18 protein-coding genes and 1 riboswitch are annotated in these 20,199 nt (G+C 73.4%); of the genes, 11 read left to right on the top strand and 7 right to left on the bottom strand.

Features of this window, described 5'->3' with window-relative positions:
* Positions 1-59 precede the first annotated feature (59 nt).
* Together O7634_RS26160 and O7634_RS26155 are read right to left on the bottom strand one after the other, a co-directional pair.
* Entirely contained in the window at positions 60-1,286 is a 1,227-nt protein-coding gene (locus O7634_RS26160) for an MFS transporter (RefSeq protein WP_278152774.1), read from the bottom strand.
* Positions 1,283-2,845, bottom strand: coding sequence for an AMP-binding protein (locus O7634_RS26155; RefSeq protein ID WP_278152773.1), 1,563 nt, complete (start codon positions 2,843-2,845; stop codon positions 1,283-1,285). The genes O7634_RS26160 and O7634_RS26155 overlap by 4 nt, the downstream gene beginning before the upstream one ends.
* 296 nt (positions 2,846-3,141) lie before the next feature.
* Here O7634_RS26155 and O7634_RS26150 point away from each other — a divergent pair, with 296 nt between their 5' ends.
* The 5 genes from O7634_RS26150 (at position 3,142) to O7634_RS26130 (ending at position 8,079) form a co-directional block, all read left to right on the top strand.
* A complete protein-coding gene (locus O7634_RS26150; RefSeq protein WP_278154084.1) occupies positions 3,142-4,419 on the top strand; it encodes an SGNH/GDSL hydrolase family protein in 1,278 nt (425 codons plus the stop codon).
* Positions 4,420-4,484: 65 nt separating this feature from the next.
* Entirely contained in the window at positions 4,485-5,696 is a 1,212-nt protein-coding gene (locus tag O7634_RS26145; RefSeq protein ID WP_278152772.1) for a cytochrome P450, read from the top strand.
* A 7-nt stretch (positions 5,697-5,703) separates the two neighbouring features.
* Complete coding sequence (locus tag O7634_RS26140; protein WP_278152771.1) at positions 5,704-6,666, top strand: alpha/beta hydrolase; 963 nt, start codon at positions 5,704-5,706, stop codon at positions 6,664-6,666.
* Positions 6,659-7,762 carry an alpha-hydroxy acid oxidase gene (locus O7634_RS26135; RefSeq protein WP_278152770.1) on the top strand — a complete coding sequence of 368 codons (1,104 nt, stop codon included), beginning with the start codon at positions 6,659-6,661 and terminating at the stop codon, positions 7,760-7,762. The genes O7634_RS26140 and O7634_RS26135 overlap by 8 nt, the downstream gene beginning before the upstream one ends.
* A 56-nt stretch (positions 7,763-7,818) precedes the next feature.
* Complete coding sequence (locus O7634_RS26130) at positions 7,819-8,079, top strand: hypothetical protein (protein ID WP_278152769.1); 261 nt, start codon at positions 7,819-7,821, stop codon at positions 8,077-8,079.
* A 108-nt stretch (positions 8,080-8,187) separates the two neighbouring features.
* Here O7634_RS26130 and O7634_RS26125 read toward each other — a convergent pair whose 3' ends face one another.
* Positions 8,188-9,624: a glycine hydroxymethyltransferase gene (locus tag O7634_RS26125; protein ID WP_278152768.1), complete on the bottom strand. Its 1,437-nt coding sequence runs from the start codon at positions 9,622-9,624 to the stop codon at positions 8,188-8,190.
* Between the two features lie 19 nt (positions 9,625-9,643).
* Positions 9,644-9,733: riboswitch (ZMP/ZTP riboswitch) on the bottom strand.
* A gap of 101 nt (positions 9,734-9,834) precedes the next feature.
* On the opposite strand from O7634_RS26125, the gene O7634_RS26120 reads away from it, so the two are divergent.
* On the top strand, positions 9,835-10,641 hold the full coding sequence (locus tag O7634_RS26120; RefSeq protein ID WP_278152767.1) for an SDR family NAD(P)-dependent oxidoreductase: 807 nt from the start codon (positions 9,835-9,837) through the stop codon (positions 10,639-10,641).
* Positions 10,642-10,877: 236 nt separating this feature from the next.
* On the opposite strand, the gene O7634_RS26115 is transcribed toward O7634_RS26120, so the two are convergent.
* The 3 genes from O7634_RS26115 to O7634_RS26105 form a co-directional block, all read right to left on the bottom strand.
* A complete protein-coding gene (locus O7634_RS26115) occupies positions 10,878-11,378 on the bottom strand; it encodes a hemerythrin domain-containing protein (RefSeq protein WP_278152766.1) in 501 nt (166 codons plus the stop codon).
* 78 nt (positions 11,379-11,456) lie between these two features.
* Complete coding sequence (locus O7634_RS26110) at positions 11,457-12,326, bottom strand: NAD(P)H-hydrate dehydratase (protein ID WP_278152765.1); 870 nt, start codon at positions 12,324-12,326, stop codon at positions 11,457-11,459.
* On the bottom strand, positions 12,310-13,041 hold the full coding sequence (locus tag O7634_RS26105) for a histidine phosphatase family protein (protein WP_278152764.1): 732 nt from the start codon (positions 13,039-13,041) through the stop codon (positions 12,310-12,312). The genes O7634_RS26110 and O7634_RS26105 overlap by 17 nt, the downstream gene beginning before the upstream one ends.
* Positions 13,042-13,205: 164 nt before the next feature.
* Here O7634_RS26105 and O7634_RS26100 point away from each other — a divergent pair, with 164 nt between their 5' ends.
* Entirely contained in the window at positions 13,206-14,177 is a 972-nt protein-coding gene (locus O7634_RS26100) for a DNA primase small subunit domain-containing protein (RefSeq protein ID WP_278152763.1), read from the top strand.
* Positions 14,178-14,187: 10 nt separating this feature from the next.
* Here the strand turns inward: O7634_RS26100 and O7634_RS26095 are convergent, their stop codons facing one another.
* Positions 14,188-14,694 (bottom strand): Lrp/AsnC family transcriptional regulator, encoded by a 507-nt coding sequence (locus tag O7634_RS26095; RefSeq protein WP_278152762.1) that lies wholly within the window; start codon positions 14,692-14,694, stop codon positions 14,188-14,190.
* Positions 14,695-14,767: 73 nt separating this feature from the next.
* Here O7634_RS26095 and pdhA point away from each other — a divergent pair, with 73 nt between their 5' ends.
* The 4 genes from pdhA to O7634_RS26075 all read left to right on the top strand — a co-directional run bounded on the left by pdhA (position 14,768) and on the right by O7634_RS26075 (position 20,149).
* Complete coding sequence (gene pdhA, locus O7634_RS26090) at positions 14,768-15,967, top strand: pyruvate dehydrogenase (acetyl-transferring) E1 component subunit alpha (RefSeq protein WP_278154083.1); 1,200 nt, start codon at positions 14,768-14,770, stop codon at positions 15,965-15,967.
* A complete protein-coding gene (locus O7634_RS26085) occupies positions 15,964-16,968 on the top strand; it encodes an alpha-ketoacid dehydrogenase subunit beta (RefSeq protein ID WP_278154082.1) in 1,005 nt (334 codons plus the stop codon). The genes pdhA and O7634_RS26085 overlap by 4 nt, the downstream gene beginning before the upstream one ends.
* Complete coding sequence (locus tag O7634_RS26080) at positions 16,953-18,365, top strand: dihydrolipoamide acetyltransferase family protein (protein WP_278154081.1); 1,413 nt, start codon at positions 16,953-16,955, stop codon at positions 18,363-18,365. The genes O7634_RS26085 and O7634_RS26080 overlap by 16 nt, the downstream gene beginning before the upstream one ends.
* 104 nt (positions 18,366-18,469) lie before the next feature.
* Complete coding sequence (locus O7634_RS26075) at positions 18,470-20,149, top strand: right-handed parallel beta-helix repeat-containing protein (RefSeq protein ID WP_278152761.1); 1,680 nt, start codon at positions 18,470-18,472, stop codon at positions 20,147-20,149.
* The last annotated feature ends 50 nt before the right edge of the window (positions 20,150-20,199 follow it).

Below are 20,199 nucleotides of genomic sequence, written 5' to 3'. Positions count from 1 at the left end.
ATCGACCGCAACCGCTTTACGCCAGGCCCGGCACCGGCCCGGCGGGCCGTGACGTGCGGTCAGGCCGCCGTGGCGGGCGCCGGGCGCGTCGGCGTCCGCGGGCGTCCGGATCCCCCCATCACCAGGGGGTACGCGGTGACGAGCAGACAGGCCGCCGCCATCGCCCACAGCGCCGGGGTGAGCCCGAGGGCGTCCACCGACCAGCCGCCGAGTAGCGCGCCGACCGGCAACCCGAGGAAGGCCAGCGACCCGGCGATGCCGATGACCCGGGTCTGCAACTCCGGCGGCACCCGCTCGTAGAGCGCCACGCCGAGCAGCGGGTTGACCGCCGCGATGCCGATGCCGGACAGGAACGTCACGGCGAGCACCGTCGGCAGCTCGTCGCTGACCGCCAGCGCCACCAGCCGGGGTGTTCCGGCGACCAGCGCGCCGACCACGAACGTCATCCATCGGGGGAGCCGTGGCCCGAGCGCGGTGAACGCCAGGTTGCCCAGCAGCGCGCCGGCCGAGAACGCCGCCAGCACCAGGCCGAGCCCGCCAGGCCCGTGCAGTTCCCGGGCGACCCAGACCGGGATGTAGACGGCGACGCTGGCGTTGGCCACCATGTTCAGCGCCGAGACCACCACCAGCATGCCGAGTAGCTGTCGGTCCCGGGCCAGGTAGCCGAAGCCGCCGCGCAGCGCCCGCAGGTAGCCCTCCGGCTGGGCGGGTGGCGTCGCGGCGGCCGGTGGACGGACCAGGACGCCGATCAGCAGCGCGCAGACGCCGAAGCTGGCCGCGTCGATGAGGATCGCCTCGGTCACCCCGAACGCGGCGATCAGCAGCCCGCCGACGGCGGCGCCGAACAGCGTCACGACCCGGCTCAACCCGTCGTACGCGGAGGTCAGCCGGATCAGCGGCACCCCGGCGGCCTGCGCGGCCGGCCGGAACATCACGTGCTTCACCCGGTCGCCGATGCCGCGCAGCGCGCCGGCCACCGCCACCAACGCCACCAGCGGCGCGAAACCCAGCCACGGGGTGAGCGCCACCACGACCATCGCGACGGCGCTGCCCGCGTCGCAGACTATCGAGGTACGGCGCAGGCCGAACCGGTCCGCCCAGGGTGTGCCCAACGCGCTGGACAGCAGGTACGGCAGGGTCTCGGCGAACGCGACGAGCCCCATCTTGGTGGGACTGCCGGTGGTGACCAGCACCAGCCACGGGATGGTCACCACCGAGATGCGGGTGCCCAGGTTGGAGACGAGGTCCGCGCCGACCAGGACGACCAGTTGCCGACGCGGGGTCACGCCCCGACCGCCGCCCGGCCCGCCGCGTACCGTGCGCGCAACGCCTGTTTGTCCACCTTCATCGACCGGTTCACCGGCAACCGGTCGATCACCTCCACAGTGGCCGGCGCCCACATCTCGTTGAGGTCGGCGGTCACCGCCCCGATCAGCTCCGCTCCGGTCACCGTCGCCCCCGGCGTCAGCACCACGTACGCGTACGGCACCTCGCCCACCGTGGCGTCCGGCACCCCGATCACCGCCGCGGCCCGCACCTGCGGGTGCCCGACCAGCACGTCCTCGATCGGGCGGCAGAAGATCGCCCAGTTCCGTCGACTGGTCACGATCATGTCGTGCGCCCGGTCGACCAGGTAGAGGTAACCGTCCTCGTCGAGGTGGCCGATGTCGCGGGTGCGCACCCACCCGTCGACCAACGTCTGCGCGGTCAGCTCGGGCTGACCGTGGTAGCCGGCGAAACTCAACCGGGTCCGCACCCACACCTCGCCGTCGCGTCCGGGCGGCAGCACCGCACCGTCGTCGTCGCGGATCTCGACGCGGACGTCGCCGTACGGTCGCCCGCAGGAACGCAGCCGCTGCGGGTGCGCGGGGTCGTCGGTCAGCCCGGGCAGAGCGGTGATGACGACGGCCTCGCTGAGGCCGTACACGATGCGCAGCACCGGGCCGAACCGCGCGATGGCCTGGCGCAGCCGGGCGGGCGCGGCGGGCCCGGCGCCCACGTTGAACATGAACATGCTGGAGAAGTCCGCGCCGACCAGCGCCGGGTGGTCCAGCACCTCGTAGAGCATCGGCGGGGTGACGAAGGTCGAATTGATCCGCTCCCGCTGCACGGTGTCCACGAAGACCGCCGGGTCCCAGTCGTCGTGCAGGAACAGCACCCCGCCGGTGAACAGGTTGAACAGCGTGGTGATCTGGCCGCTGGCCAGCCACATCGGCGAGTGCGACAGGTGCCGCAGCAGCGGGAAACCGGCGGCGCGGAAGTCGGCGGCCAGGGCGAGGATCTGGGCGTAGAAGCTCTCCCGGTGGTGCACCAGCTTGGGGGCGCCGGTGGTGCCGCTGGTCTGCAGGAACGACTCGGGCGCCGGCACCGACGCCGGCAGGCCGACCGGCTCGCCGGCCGCGACGCCGGTGAGATCCGGGCCTGCTCCGCCGGCGCCCAGACAGCACACCGGTACGCCGGGCAGCGCGGCGACCAGCTCCGGGCCCAGACCGGCCGGGTCCCGGGCGTCGTAGACCAGGGCGTCCGGGCGGGCCGACCGGACGAACTCGTCGACCTCCCGGCGCGCGGTGACCGGGGCGACCCACATCGTGCGGCAGCCGAGCGCGTGCAGCGCGAGCTGGAGCAGCGGAGCCTCCACCGCGTTCGCGACGGTCACCAGCACCGCCGACCCGGGCCGTACGCCGTGCCGGGTCAGCGTCGCGGCCATCGTCCGGACCAGCCCGGCGGCCTGCGGGTAGGTGAGCCGGCGGCCCCCACCGACGAGCGCCTCCCGGTCGCCGAACTCGGCGAAGAGCTCCAGCACCCGGTTCACGTAGGTGGTCGTGCGCTCAGGTCCGTCAGTCATCCGGCAGCCCCCATCGGAGAAACGGCGGTCCCCGGGGCGTCTCCCGGTGACGACGCGACGGTGGCGCGCGTGGCGACCGCACCGCCGCCGCCTGGAAGCCTAGGCCGCGACCGCCTGGTCGGGACCGTGCCGGACGGTCGATCCGGCGGGCCCGCCGGACATTTGATGGCGTCGATCAGGTCGATTGACGACCGTCAGCAGCGGCGGAACCATCGTTCAGGCGGGTGCCGCCAGCGGGCGGCCCTGAGCTGCCACACGATGGAGGTTCCATGGCAACCCCGAAGAGATGGCACGTCATCGCCGCGGCGGCCACGCTGCTGGTCACCGGTACACCCGCCGTCGTCGCCAGCGCCGGTCCGAGCGCGACCACCGCCGGGGCCGCCGGACGGGGCGAGTGGGCCGGCAGTTGGGCCACGGCGGTGACCCGGGGCAACTCGGTCGGGTTGACCAACACCGGCCTGAACGACCAGAGCGTCCGGATGATCGTGCACGTCTCGGTGGGCGGCCCGGCGCTGCGGGTACGGCTGAGCAACCTCTACGGCGAGCAGGCGGTACGGGTGGGCCGGGCCACCGTCGCCCTGCCGAACACCGCCACCCCCGACGACCTCGCCGACATCGACGCGTCGTCGGTACGCCCGCTGACCTTCACCGGCGCGTCCACGGCCACCATGAACCGGGGCGCGGAACTGCTCAGCGACCCGTTGCCGTTCCCGGTCGCCGACGACAGCGACCTGGTGGTCACCGTGCACTTCCCGACGCCGACCGGCCCGACCACCTTCCACGGGCAGTCCCAGCAGGCGAACTTCATCGGCGCCGGCGACCTCACCGGTGCGGCCGAAGGCCGCGGCTTCACCACCCGCCCGACCTGCTGCTGGTTCTTCCTCTCCGGCGTCGACGTGCGGCGCGAGGGGACCTCCGGGGCGCTGGTCGTGCTCAGCGACTCCATCGGGGACGGCAACGGCAGCACCGTCAACGCCAACCGCCGCTGGCCCGACCTGCTCGCCGACCGGCTGCTCGCGGCGCGGCCGGACAGGCGCACCCCGGGCGTGCTCAACCTGAGCCTCGCCGGCAACCGGCTCAACCACGAGGGCACCGAACCGGGCGACGGCAACTACCCCGGCTACCACCAGCTCGGCCCGAACGCGGCAGCCCGGCTCAACGAGGACGTCTTCGCCCAGACCGGCGTGCGCACCGTCGTCACCCACCTGGGCATCAACGACATCTGGATGTCCAACGACTCACCGGAGGCGATCATCGCGACCCTCCGGCAGATCAACCAGCAAATCCAGCAGCGCGGACTGACCAGCCTGGTGGCCACGCTGACCCCGTACGAGGGGCACGGCGCCCCGGGCGTGTGGACGGCGCAGAAGGAGGCCACCCGGCAGGCGGTGAACGCGTACCTGCGCGGCAGCCGCGAGTTCGACGGGCTGCTCGACTTCGACCGGGTGCTGCGCGACCCGGCGCGGCCCAGCCAGTTGCTGCCCGCGTACGACTCGGGGGACCACATCCACCCGAACGACGCCGGCAACCAGGCCCTCGCCGACGCCGTGCCGTTGCGGGTGCTCGGCCTGTGACACCGGTCGGGGGCAGCGGACCTTCCCGCTGTCCCCGGCCACCGAATTCCTGGGGAGGAATGGCCATGACCGTGGACGAGCTGCTCACCGGTCTCTACAGCGAGCAGGGCAGACAGAACCCGTACCCGTGGTATGCCGGCCTGCACCGGCTCGGCCCGGTCAGTGCGGTGCCGGCCCGCGCCGAGCACCGCACGGTGGCCGCCGTCGCGGTCGGCTACGACCTCGTCGACAGGCTGCTGCGCGATCCGGAGTGGACGAAACAGCCGCCGCCGGGCTGGGAGGAGCAGGAGATCCTGCGCGCCTTCCAGACCTCGATGATGTTCGTCAACCCGCCCGAGCACACCCGGATGCGGCACGTCTTCGCCCACACCTTCACACCGCGCCGGCTCGATGCTCTGCGACCGGTGATCCTGCGGGTGGTCGACGACCTGTTGGACCGGATGGCCGACGCCGGGGACACCGTCGTCGACTTCGTGGCCGACTTCGCGTACCCGATCCCGGCGCTGGTGATGGCCGAGTTCATCGGCATCCCGACGGCCGAGTTGGCCTGGTACCGCGAGCGGGTGGAGCGGATCGACGAGTTCCTGGACGTCGCCGGGAAGACCCCGCAGCGGCTGGCCGCCGCCAACACCGCCGCGCAGGAGCTGCGGGTCTTCTACCGGGAGCTGCTGGCGCACCGCCGCAGGGCACCCACCGACGACCTGCTCAGCGGGCTGGTCGAGGCGCTCGACGCGGGCGGGGTGGAGCTGACCGAGGAAGAACTGGTCAGCAACCTGATCGTGCTGTTCAACGCCAGCTTCGTCACCACCGTCTACATGTTCAGCAACGGGTTGCCGCTGCTGCTGGCCCACCCGGAGACGGTCGCCGCGCTACCCACCGACGACGCGCTGGCGCGGGGCTGCGTCGACGAGGTGCTGCGGCTGGAGAGCCCGGTGCACTTCCTGGCCCGCGCCGCGCCGGCCGACACGGTGCTCGACGGGGTGCCGGTCGCCGCCGACGACAACGTCCTGATCATGATCGGCGCGGCCAACCGGGACCCGGCCCGGTTCCCCGACCCGGACACGTTCGACCCGACCCGTCCCGGCCCGCCGTCGCTGGCCTTCGGCGTGGGTCTGCACTTCTGCCTCGGCGCGGCGGTGTCGAGGCTGGAGGGACGCCTCGCCCTGCCCCGGCTGTTGGCGCGGTTCCCCGCGCTGCGGGTCACCGAGACGCCGACGTACAGCGGCAGCCTGTTCCTGCGCGGCATCGACGAGCTGCTGGTCAGCACCAGTGGATAGGAGCGACATGGCCGTACACCCGCAGGTCGCGGCGTACCGGTCGGCCCGCGCCGCGGCCGGCGCCCCGCCGCTGTACGCGCAGACCCTGGCCGAGGCGCGCGCCGCGGACCTGGCCGCGATCCGCGCCGGCGGCGGCCCGGTCGAGCCGGTGACCGAGGTACGCGACGAGCGGATCCCCGGCCCCGCCGGCGAGCTGCCGCTGCGGGTGTACCGGCCGGCCCGCCCCGGCCCGCTGCCCACGCTGCTGTACTTCTTCGGCGGTGGCTGGACGCTCGGCGGCATCGACACCGCCGACGGCATCTGCCGGCGGCTGGCCAACGCGGTGCCGTGCCAGGTGATCACCGTCGGGTACCGCCTCGCCCCGGAGCACCCCTTCCCGGCCGCGGTGCACGACTGCCACGCCGCCGTCACCTGGATCGCCCGACACGCCGAGAAGTGGGGCGTGGACCCGGCCCGGCTGGCGGTGGGCGGGGACAGCGCGGGCGGCAACCTGGCCGCCGCGGTCACCCTGCTCTGCCGTACCGGCGGGCCACCACTCGTCGCGCAGCTGCTGGTCTACCCGAACACCGACCAGAGCGGCGAGCCGGCCGACCCGGGCGGGGAGGTCGACCCGACCCTGTTCAACAGCCGCTCGGTGGCCTGGTACCGGAGCCACTACCTGGCCGATCCCGCCCACGCGCGGGACCCGTTGGCGTCGCCGTTGCTCGCCGAGGACCTGTCCGGCCTGCCCCCGGCGCTGGTGGTCACCGCCGAGCTGGACCCGCTGTGCGCCGAGGGGCAGCGGTACGCCGAGCGGCTGCGCGCGGCCGGCGTGCCCACCCGGGTGGAACACTATCCGGGCATGATCCACGGTTTCTTCGCCATGCCCGGGGTCTTCACCGACGGCCGGCGGGCACAGGCGGGCGCGGCGGCGTTCCTGCGGGACCGGTTCGGCCTCGCGGCCGGCGGCACGGCGGTGGGCGATGGGTGAGCGGGCGCTCACCGACCTGCCGGTCGTGTCGCTCGCCGACTACGCCGAGCGGGCCCGGGCCGTGCTGCCGCCGGACGTGTGGGACTACGTGGCCGGCGGCAGCGCGTCCGAGGTGACGCTCGCGGCGAACCGGCACGCGCTGGACCGGGTCGCGGTGCTGCCCCGGGTGCTGCGTGGGGTGGACACCGTCGACCTCGGCGCCCGGCTGCTCGGTCGCCGCTACGCCATGCCGGTCGCTGTGGCGCCGATGGCGTACCAGCGGCTGGTGCACCCGGACGGGGAACGCGGGCTGGCCGCCGCCGCCGGCGCCGCGCGGATTCCGTACCTGGCGAGCACGCTGAGCAGCACACCGATCGAGCAGGTCGTCGGCGCGGGCGCTGAGGTGTGGTTCCAGCTCTACTGGTTGCGCGACCGGGCGCTGATTGAGGATCTGCTGGACCGGGTCGTCGGGGCGGGCTGCCGTGCCCTGGTGGTCACCGTTGACGTCCCGGTGCTCGGCCGGCGTCCCCGGGACCTGCGCAACGCGTTCCGGCTGCCGGCCGACGTGCTGGCCGCGAACCTTCCGGACGGCCGCGACGCCCTGGCGCACGCCGGCGCCCCCGGCGTGTCCGGGATCGCCGCGCACACCGCCGCCTCGTTCGCGCCGGCGCTGCGTTGGGCGGACCTCGCCTGGCTGCGCGAGCGGGTCGACCTGCCGCTGGTGGTCAAGGGCCTGCTGGACCCGCGCGACGCGGTCGAGGCGGTCCGGGTGGGCGCGGACGCGGTGGTGGTCTCCAACCACGGCGGACGGCAGCTCGACGGGGCGCCGGCGAGCGTCACCATGTTGCCGGAGGTCGTCGACGCGGTCGGCGGCGACGCTCAGGTGCTGCTGGACAGCGGCATCCGTAGCGGCACCGACGTGCTGCGGGCGCTGGCGTTGGGCGCGGCCGGCGTGCTGGTCGGCAGGCCGCTGCTCTGGGCGTTGTCCGTCGACGGCGAACGTGGCGCGCGGGACGCGCTGGCGCTGCTCGCCACCGAACTGCGGGACGCGCTCACCCTGGCCGGCTGCGCCGGCCCGGCGGCGGCGGCCGACCTGCGTACCCTCGGGGTGGGGTGAGCCGTGACCGGGGAGTCGGCCCGCCGAGCGCCGGGTTTCGCAAGTGGACGGTCATAATGGGCCGCATGGTTGCCTGGGAGTACGCCTTGCTTGTCCGCCGCTATCAGGGACAGGGCCGCAATTTCCACGTCTCGTTCGTCTGGTACGGCCCGGACGGCTCGCGCAAGGACATCACCGCCTTCGGCGACACCGCCATCGCGCACCTCAACCGCGCGGGTCGGGAGGGGTGGGAGCTGGTGTCCGCCGCCGAGGACGTGAACAACGTCCAGGGCAGCACCGAGGTGCACCGCTACCACCTGAAGCGTCCGATCGCCTGACACCGTCGGTCGGGCCGACGCCGCTGGTCCTTCCGCGAGCGGTATACCTCTGAGTCATATCTATGCCCCAGAGGTATACCGCTCGGCAGAGTGACGCCGCCCCGCCGCTCAGGCCAGGTCGATGCCCGGGTAGAGCGGGTGCGGGGCCAGCAGGTCGGCGGCCTGGCGGGCGACCTTGTCGGCCAGGTCGGCGTCGAGCGCGTACTTCGCCTTCGACGGGGTGCCGTCCGCGTTCGCCCCGGCGGTGGTCTGGGTCAGCACCGTGTGGATCAGCTCGGCGGTCTGGTCCATCTCGGCGGTGCCCAGCCCCCGGGTGGTCAGCGCCGGGGTGCCGATCCGGATGCCCGACGTGTACCACGCGCCGTTCGGGTCCTGCGGGACCGAGTTGCGGTTGGTGACGATGCCCGAGTCCAGCAGTGCCTGCTCGGCCTGCCGGCCGGTGAGCCCGTAACCGGACACGTCGATCAGCACCAGGTGGTTGTCGGTGCCGCCGGTGACCAGCGTCGCGCCCCGGCGCAGCAGCCCCTCGGCGAGCGCCTGCGCGTTGTCCACGATCCGCTGGGCGTAGTCGGCGAAGTCCGGCCGGCGGGCCTCGGCGAGCGCGACCGCCTTGGCGGCCATCACGTGCGGCAGCGGCCCGCCGAGCACCATCGGGCAGCCCCGGTCCACCTGGTCGGCCAGCTCCGGCTGGCAGAGCACCATGCCGCCGCGCGGGCCGCGCAGCGACTTGTGGGTGGTGGTGGTGACGATGTGCGCGTGCGGCACCGGGTCGAAGTCGCCGGTGAACACCTTGCCGGCCACCAGACCGGCGAAGTGCGCCATGTCGACCATGAAGGTCGCGCCGACCGAGTCGGCGATCTCCCGCAGGATCCGGAAGTTCACCTTCCGGGGGTACGCCGAGTAGCCGCCGACCAGGATCAGCGGCTTGAACTCGCGGGCCGCCTCGGCCACCCGGTCGTAGTCGATCAGGCCGGTCGCCGGGTCGGTGCCGTAACTGCGCTGGTCGAACATCTTGCCGGAGATGTTCGGCCGGAACCCGTGGGTGAGGTGGCCCCCGGCGTCCAGCGACATGCCGAGCATCCGCTGGTTGCCCAGCTCACGGCGCAGCGCGAACCAGTCCGCCTCGGTGAGGTCGTTGACCTGGCGGACCTGCGCCTTCTTCAGCGCGGGGGACTCCACCCGGTCGGCCAGCACCGCCCAGAACGCGACCAGGTTGGCGTCGATGCCGGAGTGCGGCTGCACGTACGCGTGGGCCGCGCCGAACAGCTCCCGGGCGTGCTCCGCGGCGAGCGCCTCGACGGTGTCGACGTTCTGGCAGCCGGCGTAGAAGCGGCGGCCGACGGTGCCCTCGGCGTACTTGTCGCTGAACCAGTTGCCCATCGCCAGCAGCGTCGCCGGGGAGGCGTAGTTCTCGCTGGCGATCAGCTTGAGCGACTCCCGCTGGTCGGTCAGCTCGGCGCCGATGGCGTCGGCCACCCGGGGCTCGACCGCCCGGATCACCTCAAGGGCACTGCGGAATGCGGTGGATTCGGCGTTGCGCGACATGCGACCTCCAACAGACGTGCGGGAAGGCCCAGGCGCTCGGCAAACGTCCTCGTGACGGGGCCGCTCCCCGATGGTTCTCCATCCCCACGCGCCAGTAACGGCCCAGGCAGATCCTACCGGGAGGGTTGGGCGCGGGGTGGCGGGGCACCCGGTAGGTAGCGGGTGCCGCATCCGGTACGACCGCCATTCGCACGGAGGGAGTCACCCATCATGACCACACCGACCACCGAGCGGCCGCTCGCCGTGGTGACCGGGGCGTCCAGCGGCATCGGGTACGAGTTGGCCGCGCAGTTCGCCGAGCACGGTTTCGACCTGATCGTGGCCGCCGAGGACGACGGCATCTCGGCGGCGGCCGACAAGCTGCGCCGCGACGGCGGCGCGCAGGTGCGGCCGGTCCGTGTCGACCTGGCCCGCGAGCAGGGCGTGGAGGAGCTGGCGTCGACGATCGCCGGGACCGGGCGTCCGGTGGACGCGCTCGCGCTCAACGCCGGCCGGGGCGCCGGTGGGGCCTTCGTCGACGGCACCGACCTACGCGACGAGCTGGAGATCATCGACCTGAACGTGCGCTCGACGGTGCACCTGGCGAAGCGGCTGCTGCCCGGCATGGTCGAGCGGGGCGTGGGCCGGGTGCTGTTCACCTCGTCGATCGCCTCCACCATGCCGGGGCCGTTCCAGGCGGTCTACAACGCGTCGAAGTCGTTCGTGCAGTCCTTCGCCGAGGCGCTGCGCAACGAGCTGAAGGACACCGGTGTCACGGTGACCGCGCTGATGCCGGGGCCCACCGACACCGAGTTCTTCGACCGCGCCGAGATGCGGGACACCCGGGTCGGCGCCGGCAGCAAGGACGATCCGGCGAAGGTGGCCGCCCAGGGCTTCGACGCGCTGATGAGGGGTGACCAGACGGTCACCGCGGGTTCGCTGCTCAACAAGGTGCAGACCGCGGCCGGCAAGATCATCCCGGACAAGCTCAAGTCCGAGCAACACCGCCACATGGCCGAACCAGGCTCCAACAGCTAACCCACACCCCCCGCACCCCCGCCCAAGTCCCGCCCCCGCCCCCGCCCCCGCCCCCGCCCCCGCCGATCTTGCACTTCCTGTTGCGACAAAAGCCGCCTTCTTGCGCGTATCGACAACAGCAACTGCAAGATCGACGGGAGCGGGAGCGGGGGCGGGAGCGGGAGCGGGGGCGGGGTGGGGCGGGGGAGCGTGAAGGGCCCGGCGGGTGCCGGGCCCTTCGGGGTGGACTGTGAGCGTCAGGCGGTTACCGCGTCCACCGCCTTCTTGATCGCCTTCGGGTCGGTGGGGGAGCGCGGGGCGTCCGGACGCAGGGCGATCATCTTCTCGCCGATCTCCTGGAGCTGCTTGCGGCCCAGCGCGTCGCGGACCTTGGGGAACCACTCCTCCTCTTCCTCCTCGACGTGGTGGGTGACGTTCTCGATCAGCACCGTCGTCTTGGCGGTGAACCGCTCGTCACTGGCGTCCATGCTGGCCAGCTCGGCGCAGAGCACATCCGCGACGTGGTGCTCCTCGTACGACTCGAGGATGTCGTCCTCCAGGTCGGGCAGCAGCCGGCGGATCTCGGGGTACATCACCTCGTTCTCCAGATAGGTGTGCACCGTCAGTGCCTCCAGGATCTGGTCCACCAGCTTCTGCCGCTGGCTGGCCGGCCCCTCCTCGGCGTCCTGGAAGGCCTTGAACAGGCGGCGCATCTCCTTGTGGTCCTCTTTGAGCAGGACGATGGCATCGGTCGACACCGGTGTGACCTCCCTGAGAATCGGTGCTGGTGCGGCTCCGGTACCCCGACGCCGGTCGCGGAAACAGGTGAGAGCGCCTCACACCATGGCAAGGGTGCCCGGGATCTCGTCGAGCAGTTCCCGGGCCAGGAAGCCGATCCGGCCGTAGCGGGGGATGAGCCGCTGACCGCTGACCGCGTGCGCGAACGAGCCCCAGCAGGCGGCCTGTGCCGGGTCGGCCCCGCGCGACAGCAGGCCCGCCAGCAATCCGGCGAGCACGTCCCCGCTGCCGGAGGTGCCCAGCCCGGCGTCGCCGCTCTCCTCCCGCCAGCCGCGTCCGTCCGGGGCGGCGACATGTCCGTACAGCGAGACGACCGCCTCGTACCGGGCGGCCAGCTCGGCCGCCTCGGCGTCCAGGTCGTCGCCCGGCTCGCGCCCCAGCAGGTGCCCGGCCTCGGTGACGTTGGGGGTGAGCACCACCGGCCGGCCCGAGCCAAGCAGCACGTCCGGCGTGTGGCTGAGCGCCCCGAGGGCGTACGCGTCGAGCACGAGAGACGTGTCCGGCCGAGCCGCGTCCAGGACCAGCTCCAGCAGGCGGTTGGTCTCGTCGATCGCCTTCAGGCCGGGGCCGAGCGTCACCACGTCGGCCTCGGCCACCAGCTCGCCGAGTTGGCCGTCGCGGTCGGCGGCCACCGCCCCGTCGCGGGTCTCCGGCAGGCCCACCACCAGCGCCTCCGGCACCTGGATGCTCAGCGTGGCGGCGGTGGACTCGGCGGCGGCGAGCTGGAGCACGCCGGCGCCGGCGCGCAGCGCGGCCACCCCGGCCAGCAGCACCGCGCCCGGGGTGAAGCGGGAGCCGCCGACCACCAGTACGGTGCCCCGGCTCTCCTTCCCACCGGCCGGCACCGGCAGCGCCCAGTCCCGCAGCAGCCCCGGCGTGATCACCCGTACCTCAGACCGGCTCGGCATTGATCTCGTCCTCCCTGGTCGGCTCGGCGCCCCGCGGTCGCAGGTGCCCGACGGCGTTGAACGCGGTGAGGACCAACCGCCCTTCGGTGTCCGCCGACCACTCGGTGATCGAGCAGTTGGCGATCACCTCGCGCCGGGTGTGCCCCATCAGCTCCTCCTCGGTCAACCCCTCCACCAGATAACGCAGCAGGAAGACCAGCGCGTCGTGGCCGAAGAGCAGCACCTGGCAGCCCTCGTGGTCGCGGCGCAGGTCGCCCAGCAGCGTGCGCAGCCGTAGGGCCACGTCGGTCCAGGACTCCCCGCCGGGCGGCCGGTAGTAGAACTTGCCCAGCCGGGCCCGTCGCTCGGCCTCCTCCGGGTACCGGCGGCGGACCCCGTGCCCGGTCAGCCCGTCGAGGATGCCCAGCTCCCGGTCGCGCAGCCGCTCGTCGCGGTGCACGGGGACGTCGGTGCCGGCCAGCGCCAGCCGCGCGGTCTGCACCGCCCGCAGGTACGGCGACACCACCGCCACGTGCGGCCGCTTCGCGTCCGGCAACTCGGCGAGCCAACGGCCGGTGGCCCGGGCCTGGTCCTCGCCGGTCGCGGAGAGCGGCACGTCGGCGTCGCGGTGGGTGAGGTCGATCAGCTCCGCGCCCGACGCCTCGGCGTGCGTCGCCGCGACGTTCGCGGTGCTCTCGCCGTGCCGGACGATCCAGAGGGTTGCCAGTTCCGCCATGCGGCCCCCCTACCCGGCACGAGCGTGCGGTAATCGGCCCGCCCGCCGCCCGCCGCCCGCCGCCCGCCGCCCGCCGCCGCCTAGCGAGGGCGACCACCGTCGACGCCGCGCCAGTGTCCGGTCGGTGGGCGTACGGGGCCGCCTGTGCGTCGTACCCTCATCCCGTGGCGACGGCGGCGCAGGAGATCCAGGTGGGGGAGCGGCTGGTTCGCGTCTCCAGCCCCGACAAGCCGTACTTTCCGGAGCGGGGGCTGACCAAGCTGGACGTGGTCCGCTACTTCCTGGCGGTGGGCGACGGCATCCTGCGCGCGCTGCGCGACCGCCCGACGATGCTGGAACGGTGGCCGCGCGGCGTGTTCGAGGGCGCGACGATAGCGACCCGGCAGACCAACCGGGGTGACGCGTTCTACCAGAAGCGGCTGCCGGCGGGCGCGCCCGAGTGGGTGCGCACCGCGCACATCACCTTCCCGAGTGGGCGTAGCGCGGACGAGGTCGCGCCGAGCGAGCTGGCGGTGGTCATCTGGGCGGTCAACCTGGGCACCCTGCGGTTCCACCCGTGGCCGGTGACCGCCGCCGACGTGGAGCGCCCCGACCAGCTGCGCATCGACCTGGACCCGCTGCCCGGCGTCGGCTTCGACCAGGTGGTGCCGGTGGCGCACGAGGTGCGGGCGTTCCTCGCCGAGCTGGGCATGACCGCCTACCCGAAGACCACCGGCGGTCGGGGCCTGCACGTCTACCTGTCCATCGAGCCGCTGTGGAGCTTCGGTGACTGCCGGCGGGCGGTGCTCGCCCTCGGCCGGGAGATGCAGCGCCGGCTGCCGGACCTGGTCACCACCACCTGGTGGCGCGAGCAGCGGGACCGGCCGGTCTTCGTCGACTACAACCAGATGGCCCGCGACCACACGGTGACGTCGGCGTACTCGATCCGGCCGACGCCCGCCGCGTTGGTCTCCGCGCCACTCGACTGGTCGGAGCTGGACCAGGTCAGTCCGGAGGACTTCGACGTGCGCAGCATGCCGGCCCGGTTCGCCGAGCGGGGCGACCCGCACGCCGGCCTGGACGGCGACCGGCACTCGCTGGAGCCGCTGCTGGAGTTGGCCGACCGGGACGGGCTGGAGGCCCCGCCCGAGCGGTGACCGACCGGGCCTACTGCCACGGGCTCCGCGTCCCGCCGAACTCCTCGAAGACCAGCCAGGAACGTGTCGACAGCACCCCGGCGATGCGTTGCACCCGGTCCAGCACCACGTCCCGCAGCGCGGCGTTGTCCGGGGCGCGGACCAGGGCCAGCACGTCGTGTTCGCCGCTGAGCAACGCGACGTGCTCGACGTAGCGGACCTGGGCCAGCTCGGCCGACACCTCCCGCCAGGTGTTCTGTTCGATCGTCAACGCCATGTACGCCGAGGTGCCCAACCCGGCCGCCTCAGGCGCCACCCGCGCGTGGAAGCCGGTGATCACCCCGTCGCGCACCAGCCGCTCCACCCGCGCGTACGCGTTGGTGCGGGAGATGTGGATCCGTTCGGCGAGGGTGCGTACCGACGTGCGACCGTCCCGGACCAGCTCGTCGACGATCCGCCGGTCCACCTCGTCGAGGGCTCGGACCGATCGTCCCGATCCCGCTGCCCGGCCCGCTTCACCGGCGGTCTCCTGGCTCACAGATGAATCCTCCGCATACCAATCGTCCCGCCTTCCGCGTGGATCTTGAGTCAATCATCCGACAAGCGGAAGCATAGGCTCACCACACGTCCCAGGAGGTTCCGCCGTGACGACCACTCCCCAGGCGGTCCGCAGGGCATCCCCGCGCACCCGTCGGGCGGTCACCCCGCCCGACCCGGCGCGCCCGTTGCTGCCGGACGCCGAGCCAGTCCGCCTGCTCGACCAGCAGGGCAGGGCGCTGCCCGCCCGCACCGACTACCCCGAGCCCCCCGCCGAGGCGCTGCGCGAGCTGTACCGCCGGATGGTGCTCGGGCGCCGCTTCGACACCCAGGCGACCGCCCTGACCAAGCAGGGTCGGCTCGCCGTCTACCCGTCCTCGCGCGGCCAGGAGGCGTGCCAGGTCGGCGCGGTGCTCGCGGTCCGCGACACCGACTGGGTGTTCCCCACGTACCGCGAATCGATGGCGCTGGTTGCCCGGGGCATCGACCCCGTCGAGGTGCTCACCCTGCTGCGCGGCGACTGGCACTGCGGCTACGACCCGAGCGCGGTGCACACCGCGCCGCAGTGCACCCCGCTCGCCACCCAGTGCGTGCACGCCGCCGGGCTGGCGCACGGTGAGGCGTACCAGGGCCGCGACACGGTGGCGCTGGCCTTCATCGGTGACGGCGCGACCAGCGAGGGCGACTTCCACGAGGGGATCAACTTCGCCGCCGTGTTCAAGGCGCCGGTCGTCTACTTCGTGCAGAACAACAGGTACGCGATCAGCGTCCCGCTGTCCCGGCAGACCGCCGCGCCGTCGCTGGCCTACAAGGGCGTCGGCTACGGCGTACCCAGCGAGCAGGTCGACGGCAACGACCCGGTGGCGGTGCTCGCCGTGCTCACCCGTGCCGTCGCGCACGCCCGCGCCGGCAAGGGCCCGTTCCTGGTGGAGGCGCACACCTACCGGATGGAGCCGCACACCAACGCCGACGACGCCAGCCGCTACCGCGACGGCGCCGAGGTCGACGCCTGGCGCGACCGGGACCCGATCGCCCGCCTGGAGACCTACCTGCGCGCCCGCGGGGTGCTCGACGACGCGGCGGTCGCCGACATCGCCGAGCAGGCCGAGGCGTACGCGGCGGACCTGCGGACCCGGATGCACGAGCAGCCCGCCGTCGACCCGCTGAGCCTCTTCGAGCACGTCTACGCCGAGCCCACACCGCAACTCGTCGAACAGCGCGAGCAGGTGCGCGCCGAGCTGGCCGCCGCGCACGACGAGGAGGGGGACGCCTGATGGCCACCACCATGGCGAAGGCGCTCAACGCCGCGCTCGCCGACGCCCTCGCCGCCGACGAGAAGGTCGTCGTCTTCGGTGAGGACGTCGGCGCGCTCGGCGGCGTCTTCCGGATCACCGACGGCCTCCAGGCCCGCTTCGGGGACACCCGCTGCTTCGACACCCCGCTCGCCGAGGCCGGCATCGTCGGCTTCGCCGTCGGAATGGCCATGTCCGGGCTGCGCCCGGTGGTCGAGATGCAGTTCGACGCGTTCGCGTACCCGGCGTTCGAGCAGATCGCCTCGCACGTGGCGAAGCTGCGCAACCGCACCCGGGGCGCGCTGAGCGTGCCCATCGTCATCCGCGTGCCGTACGCCGGCGGGATCGGCGGTGTCGAGCACCACTGTGACTCGTCCGAGGCGTACTACGCGCACACCCCGGGCCTCAAGGTGGTGACGCCGGCGACCGTCGACGACGCGTACTCGCTGCTGCGCGAGGCGATCGACGACCCCGACCCGGTGGTCTTCATGGAGCCCAAGAAGCTCTACTTCGCCAGCGCCGAGGCGTCCCTGCCGACCCGCACCGAGCCGTTCGGCCGGGCGGTCGTGCGCCGCCCCGGCCGCGACGCCACCCTCGTCGCGTACGGGCCGGCGGTGCCGGTCGCGCTGGAGGCCGCCGAGGCCGCCCGCGAGGAGGGCTGGGACCTGGAGGTTGTCGACGTGCGCACCATCGTGCCGTTCGACGACGCCACCGTCACCGCCTCGGTCCGGCGTACCGGCCGGTGCGTGGTCATCCAGGAGGCGCCCGGCTTCGCCGGTGTCGGCGCGGAGATCGCCGCCCGGGTGCAGGAGCGCTGCTTCCACGCGCTGCACGCGCCGGTGTTGCGGGTCGCCGGGCTGGACATCCCGTACCCGGCGCCGATGCTGGAGCACACTTACCTGCCCGGCGTGGACCGGGTCCTCGACGCGGTGGCCCGCCTGCAGTGGGACGACCAGCCCGACGCGCGGTGGGCGGCGGCATGACCACCGTCGAGGGAACGCGGGTCTTCCTCCTTCCCGACCTGGGCGAGGGGCTGAGCGAGGCGGAGATCGTCGAGTGGCGCGTCGCCGTGGGCGACGTGGTCGCCGTCGACCAGAGCGTGGTCGAGGTGGAGACCGCCAAGGCCGTCGTCGACGTGCCCTGCCCGTACGCCGGTCGCGTGGTCACCCTGCACGGCGCGGCCGGTGAGGTACGCCCCGTCGGCCAGCCGTTGATCACCATCGCGCCGCTGGACGGGGGCCACGAGCCCGCCGGGCACGCCACCTACCGCGAGGAGGAGCGGGCCGGCTCCGGCAACGTGCTGATCGGGTACGGCACCGGGCACGGCGGGGCCACCCGGCGTCGCCGCCGACCGCGGCTCGCCCTCGCCCCCGAGCCGGTCGACGCCGGCCCGGCCGACGGCACCGCCTCCGCCGCCACCCGGTCCGCGGACGACGGCCCGACGGCAGCGCGTACCCCCGACACGGACGCCACGCCCGGCGGCCCGGCCCGACCGACGGCGGCCCTGGTCATCTCGCCGATCGTGCGCCGGCTGGCCCGCGAGCGCGGCGTCGACCTCGCCACCGTGCGGGGCACCGGGCCCGGTGGCGTGATCCGCCGCGCCGACGTGGAGGCCGCGCTGACCGCGCCCGCCGCCCGGCTCGCCGCCGTGCCGGAGCCGCACGTGGGGCTGGCCCCGACCGCTGACGGCGACGTCATCGTCCCCCTCACCGGCGTCCGCAAGGCGATCGCCGACAAGCTCTCCCGCAGCCGGCGGGAGATTCCCGAGGTGACCATCTGGGTCGACGTGGACGCCACCGGGCTGCTGGAGACCCGGGCCGCGATCAACGCCGCCACGCCCGACGCCCCGGTGAGCATCCTGGCCCTGCTGGCCCGGATCTGCCTCAGCGGGCTGCGGCGGTTCCCGCAGCTCAACGCCCGGGTGGACACCGAGGGGCAGCGGATCGTCCAGTCCGCCGGGGTGCACCTCGGCATCGCCGCGCAGACCGACCGGGGTCTGCTGGTGCCGGTGCTGCGCGACGCCCAGCGACTCACCACCGCCGAGCTGGCCGCCGAGCTGACGGCCACCACCGCCGCCGCGCGCGCCGGCAGCCTGCCGCCGGCCCGGCTCACCGGGGGGACCTTCACGCTGAACAACTACGGGGTGTTCGGCGTCGACGGCTCCACGCCGATCATCAACCACCCCGAGGCGGCCCTGCTCGGCGTCGGGCGGATCGTGGACAAGCCGTGGGTGGTGGACGGGCAGCTCGCGGTCCGCAAGGTCACCCAGCTCAGCCTCACCTTCGACCACCGGGTCTGCGACGGTGGGGTGGCCGGTGGCTTCCTGCGGCACGTCGCCGACTGCGTGGAGCGGCCCGCGCTGCTGATCGCGGCCGTCTGACGCGTACCCCGGTCGTCGGCGCCGGCGACCGGGGGTTTCCCGGCCCGGCGATCGGGAAGTCGGCCCCGCCGAAGCGCGCCGAACGCGTCGAAGGGAGCCGGGCGGTGGGGAAAGAGCTGCTGCTCAACTCGGTCCGGGTGCGGCGACCCGCCGCTGCCGGCGCGCCGCTGTACTGCGACGCCCTGGAGTACGGCCTGACCGGCGACGGCGCGACGAACGACCAGCCGGCGCTGGCCGCCCTCGTGGACCGCCTCGGCGCCGGGTACGCCTCGGATGGTCGGGCCCGGGTGATCTACTGCCCGCCGGGCATCTACTCGATCCGCGACGCCGGCACGGTGTGGCGCAGCGGCGTGTCGCTGATCGGGGCCGGCCCGGCGGCCACCCGGTTCATGCTCAGCAACGAGGGCAACCGGGCCGACCCGACCCCGCTCGCCTTCTGGACCACCGTGCAGCACGGCGCCGACCGGGACCGGCACATCGCCGACTGCACCTTCGCGGACTTCCAGATCGACGGGTCGGGCGTCGCCATGGCCGAGTACAGCTACCTGGCCAAGGGCCTGGGCCTGCAGTACGTGGTGCGCGGTGTCTTCCGCAACCTCTACATCCACCACACCGCGGCCACCGGGCTGGGCTGCGACTTCCTCCAGGACTCCCTGATCGACGGGGTGGTGGTGGTCGGCTGCGGCCGCCTGGACAACGGCGAGCAGATCGGCGGCGCGGGCATCGGGATCGGCATCGGCGGCTGGGGCGGAGAGGAGCGGTTGACCATCGCCAACTGCACCGCCCTGGCCAACGGGACCAACGGCATCTTCCTGGAGTTGCAGAAGGACTACTGGGTGCCGCCGCGCGGGTACCGCATCGTCGGCTGCCACAGCCAGGGCAACCGGTTCGGCATCTCCGACTGGGGCGCCGACGGGCTGATCGTCTCCGCCTGCACGATGACCGGCAACCTGGAGAGCGGGTTCGACGTGTCCGGGCAGGGCACCGCCGCCGTGGCCGGCCGGGGTGGGCTGCTCACCGACTGCGTCATCGACGGCAACCTGCGCGACGGCGTCAGCATCGGCAACAGCCCCGGCCCGTACACCGTGCGGGGCAACCGGATCAGCGGCAACGGCCGGCACGGGTACCACACGCACGACATCGGACGCGGCTACCAGGGCGCGATCCGGGACGTGGTGATCGAGAGCAACGATCTCTGGGGCAACGGGCTCGACGCCGTCCGGATCGACCACCAGATGACCGACGCGGTGCTGCTCAACAACCGCATTCGCGACAACGGCCGGCAGTACGCCGAGGGCACCGGCGGTGTCGGCGAGACCGTCCGCTACGCCGAGCGGTCCCTGGTGGACCGCTCGGCGAACTGGCCGCACGACGGGCACCGGGGCAAGGTCCTGCGGGTCGGACGATCGGTCGCGATGGTGGCGGCCAACACCGGCACCGAACTCACCCTCGCTCCGGTACGCCCGGACGCGTTCAGCGCGTGGAGCGGGGACGTGCCACCACCGGGCTGCGGGTACGAGTTGGCCGCCGCGCCGCGGCGGCGGGCTGGGATCACCATCAACGCCCCGTTCGACTCCGCGACCGTCCGCGGCAACCGGATCTGGGACAGCCGCGACGAACAGACGCAGACGCACGGACTGTGGATCACCGAGCGGGGCAGTTGTGTCGGCTGCCGGGTCGAGGACAACGACCTGGCCGGCAACGCCGACCACGGGATGTGCCTGGACACCCCGCCGGTGGGCGGGCGGTGGCGGGACAACCACGTGGACAGCGACTGGGAATGAGCGGCGGCTCGCGCCCGGCCGCGCCACGCGGCGCCGCGGCGGTCCGCCCG

Origin of the sequence: Micromonospora sp. WMMD1120 (genome assembly GCF_029626235.1) — a bacterium.
Lineage (GTDB): Bacteria > Actinomycetota > Actinomycetes > Mycobacteriales > Micromonosporaceae > Micromonospora.
This window is presented reverse-complemented; position numbering and strand designations above follow the sequence as displayed.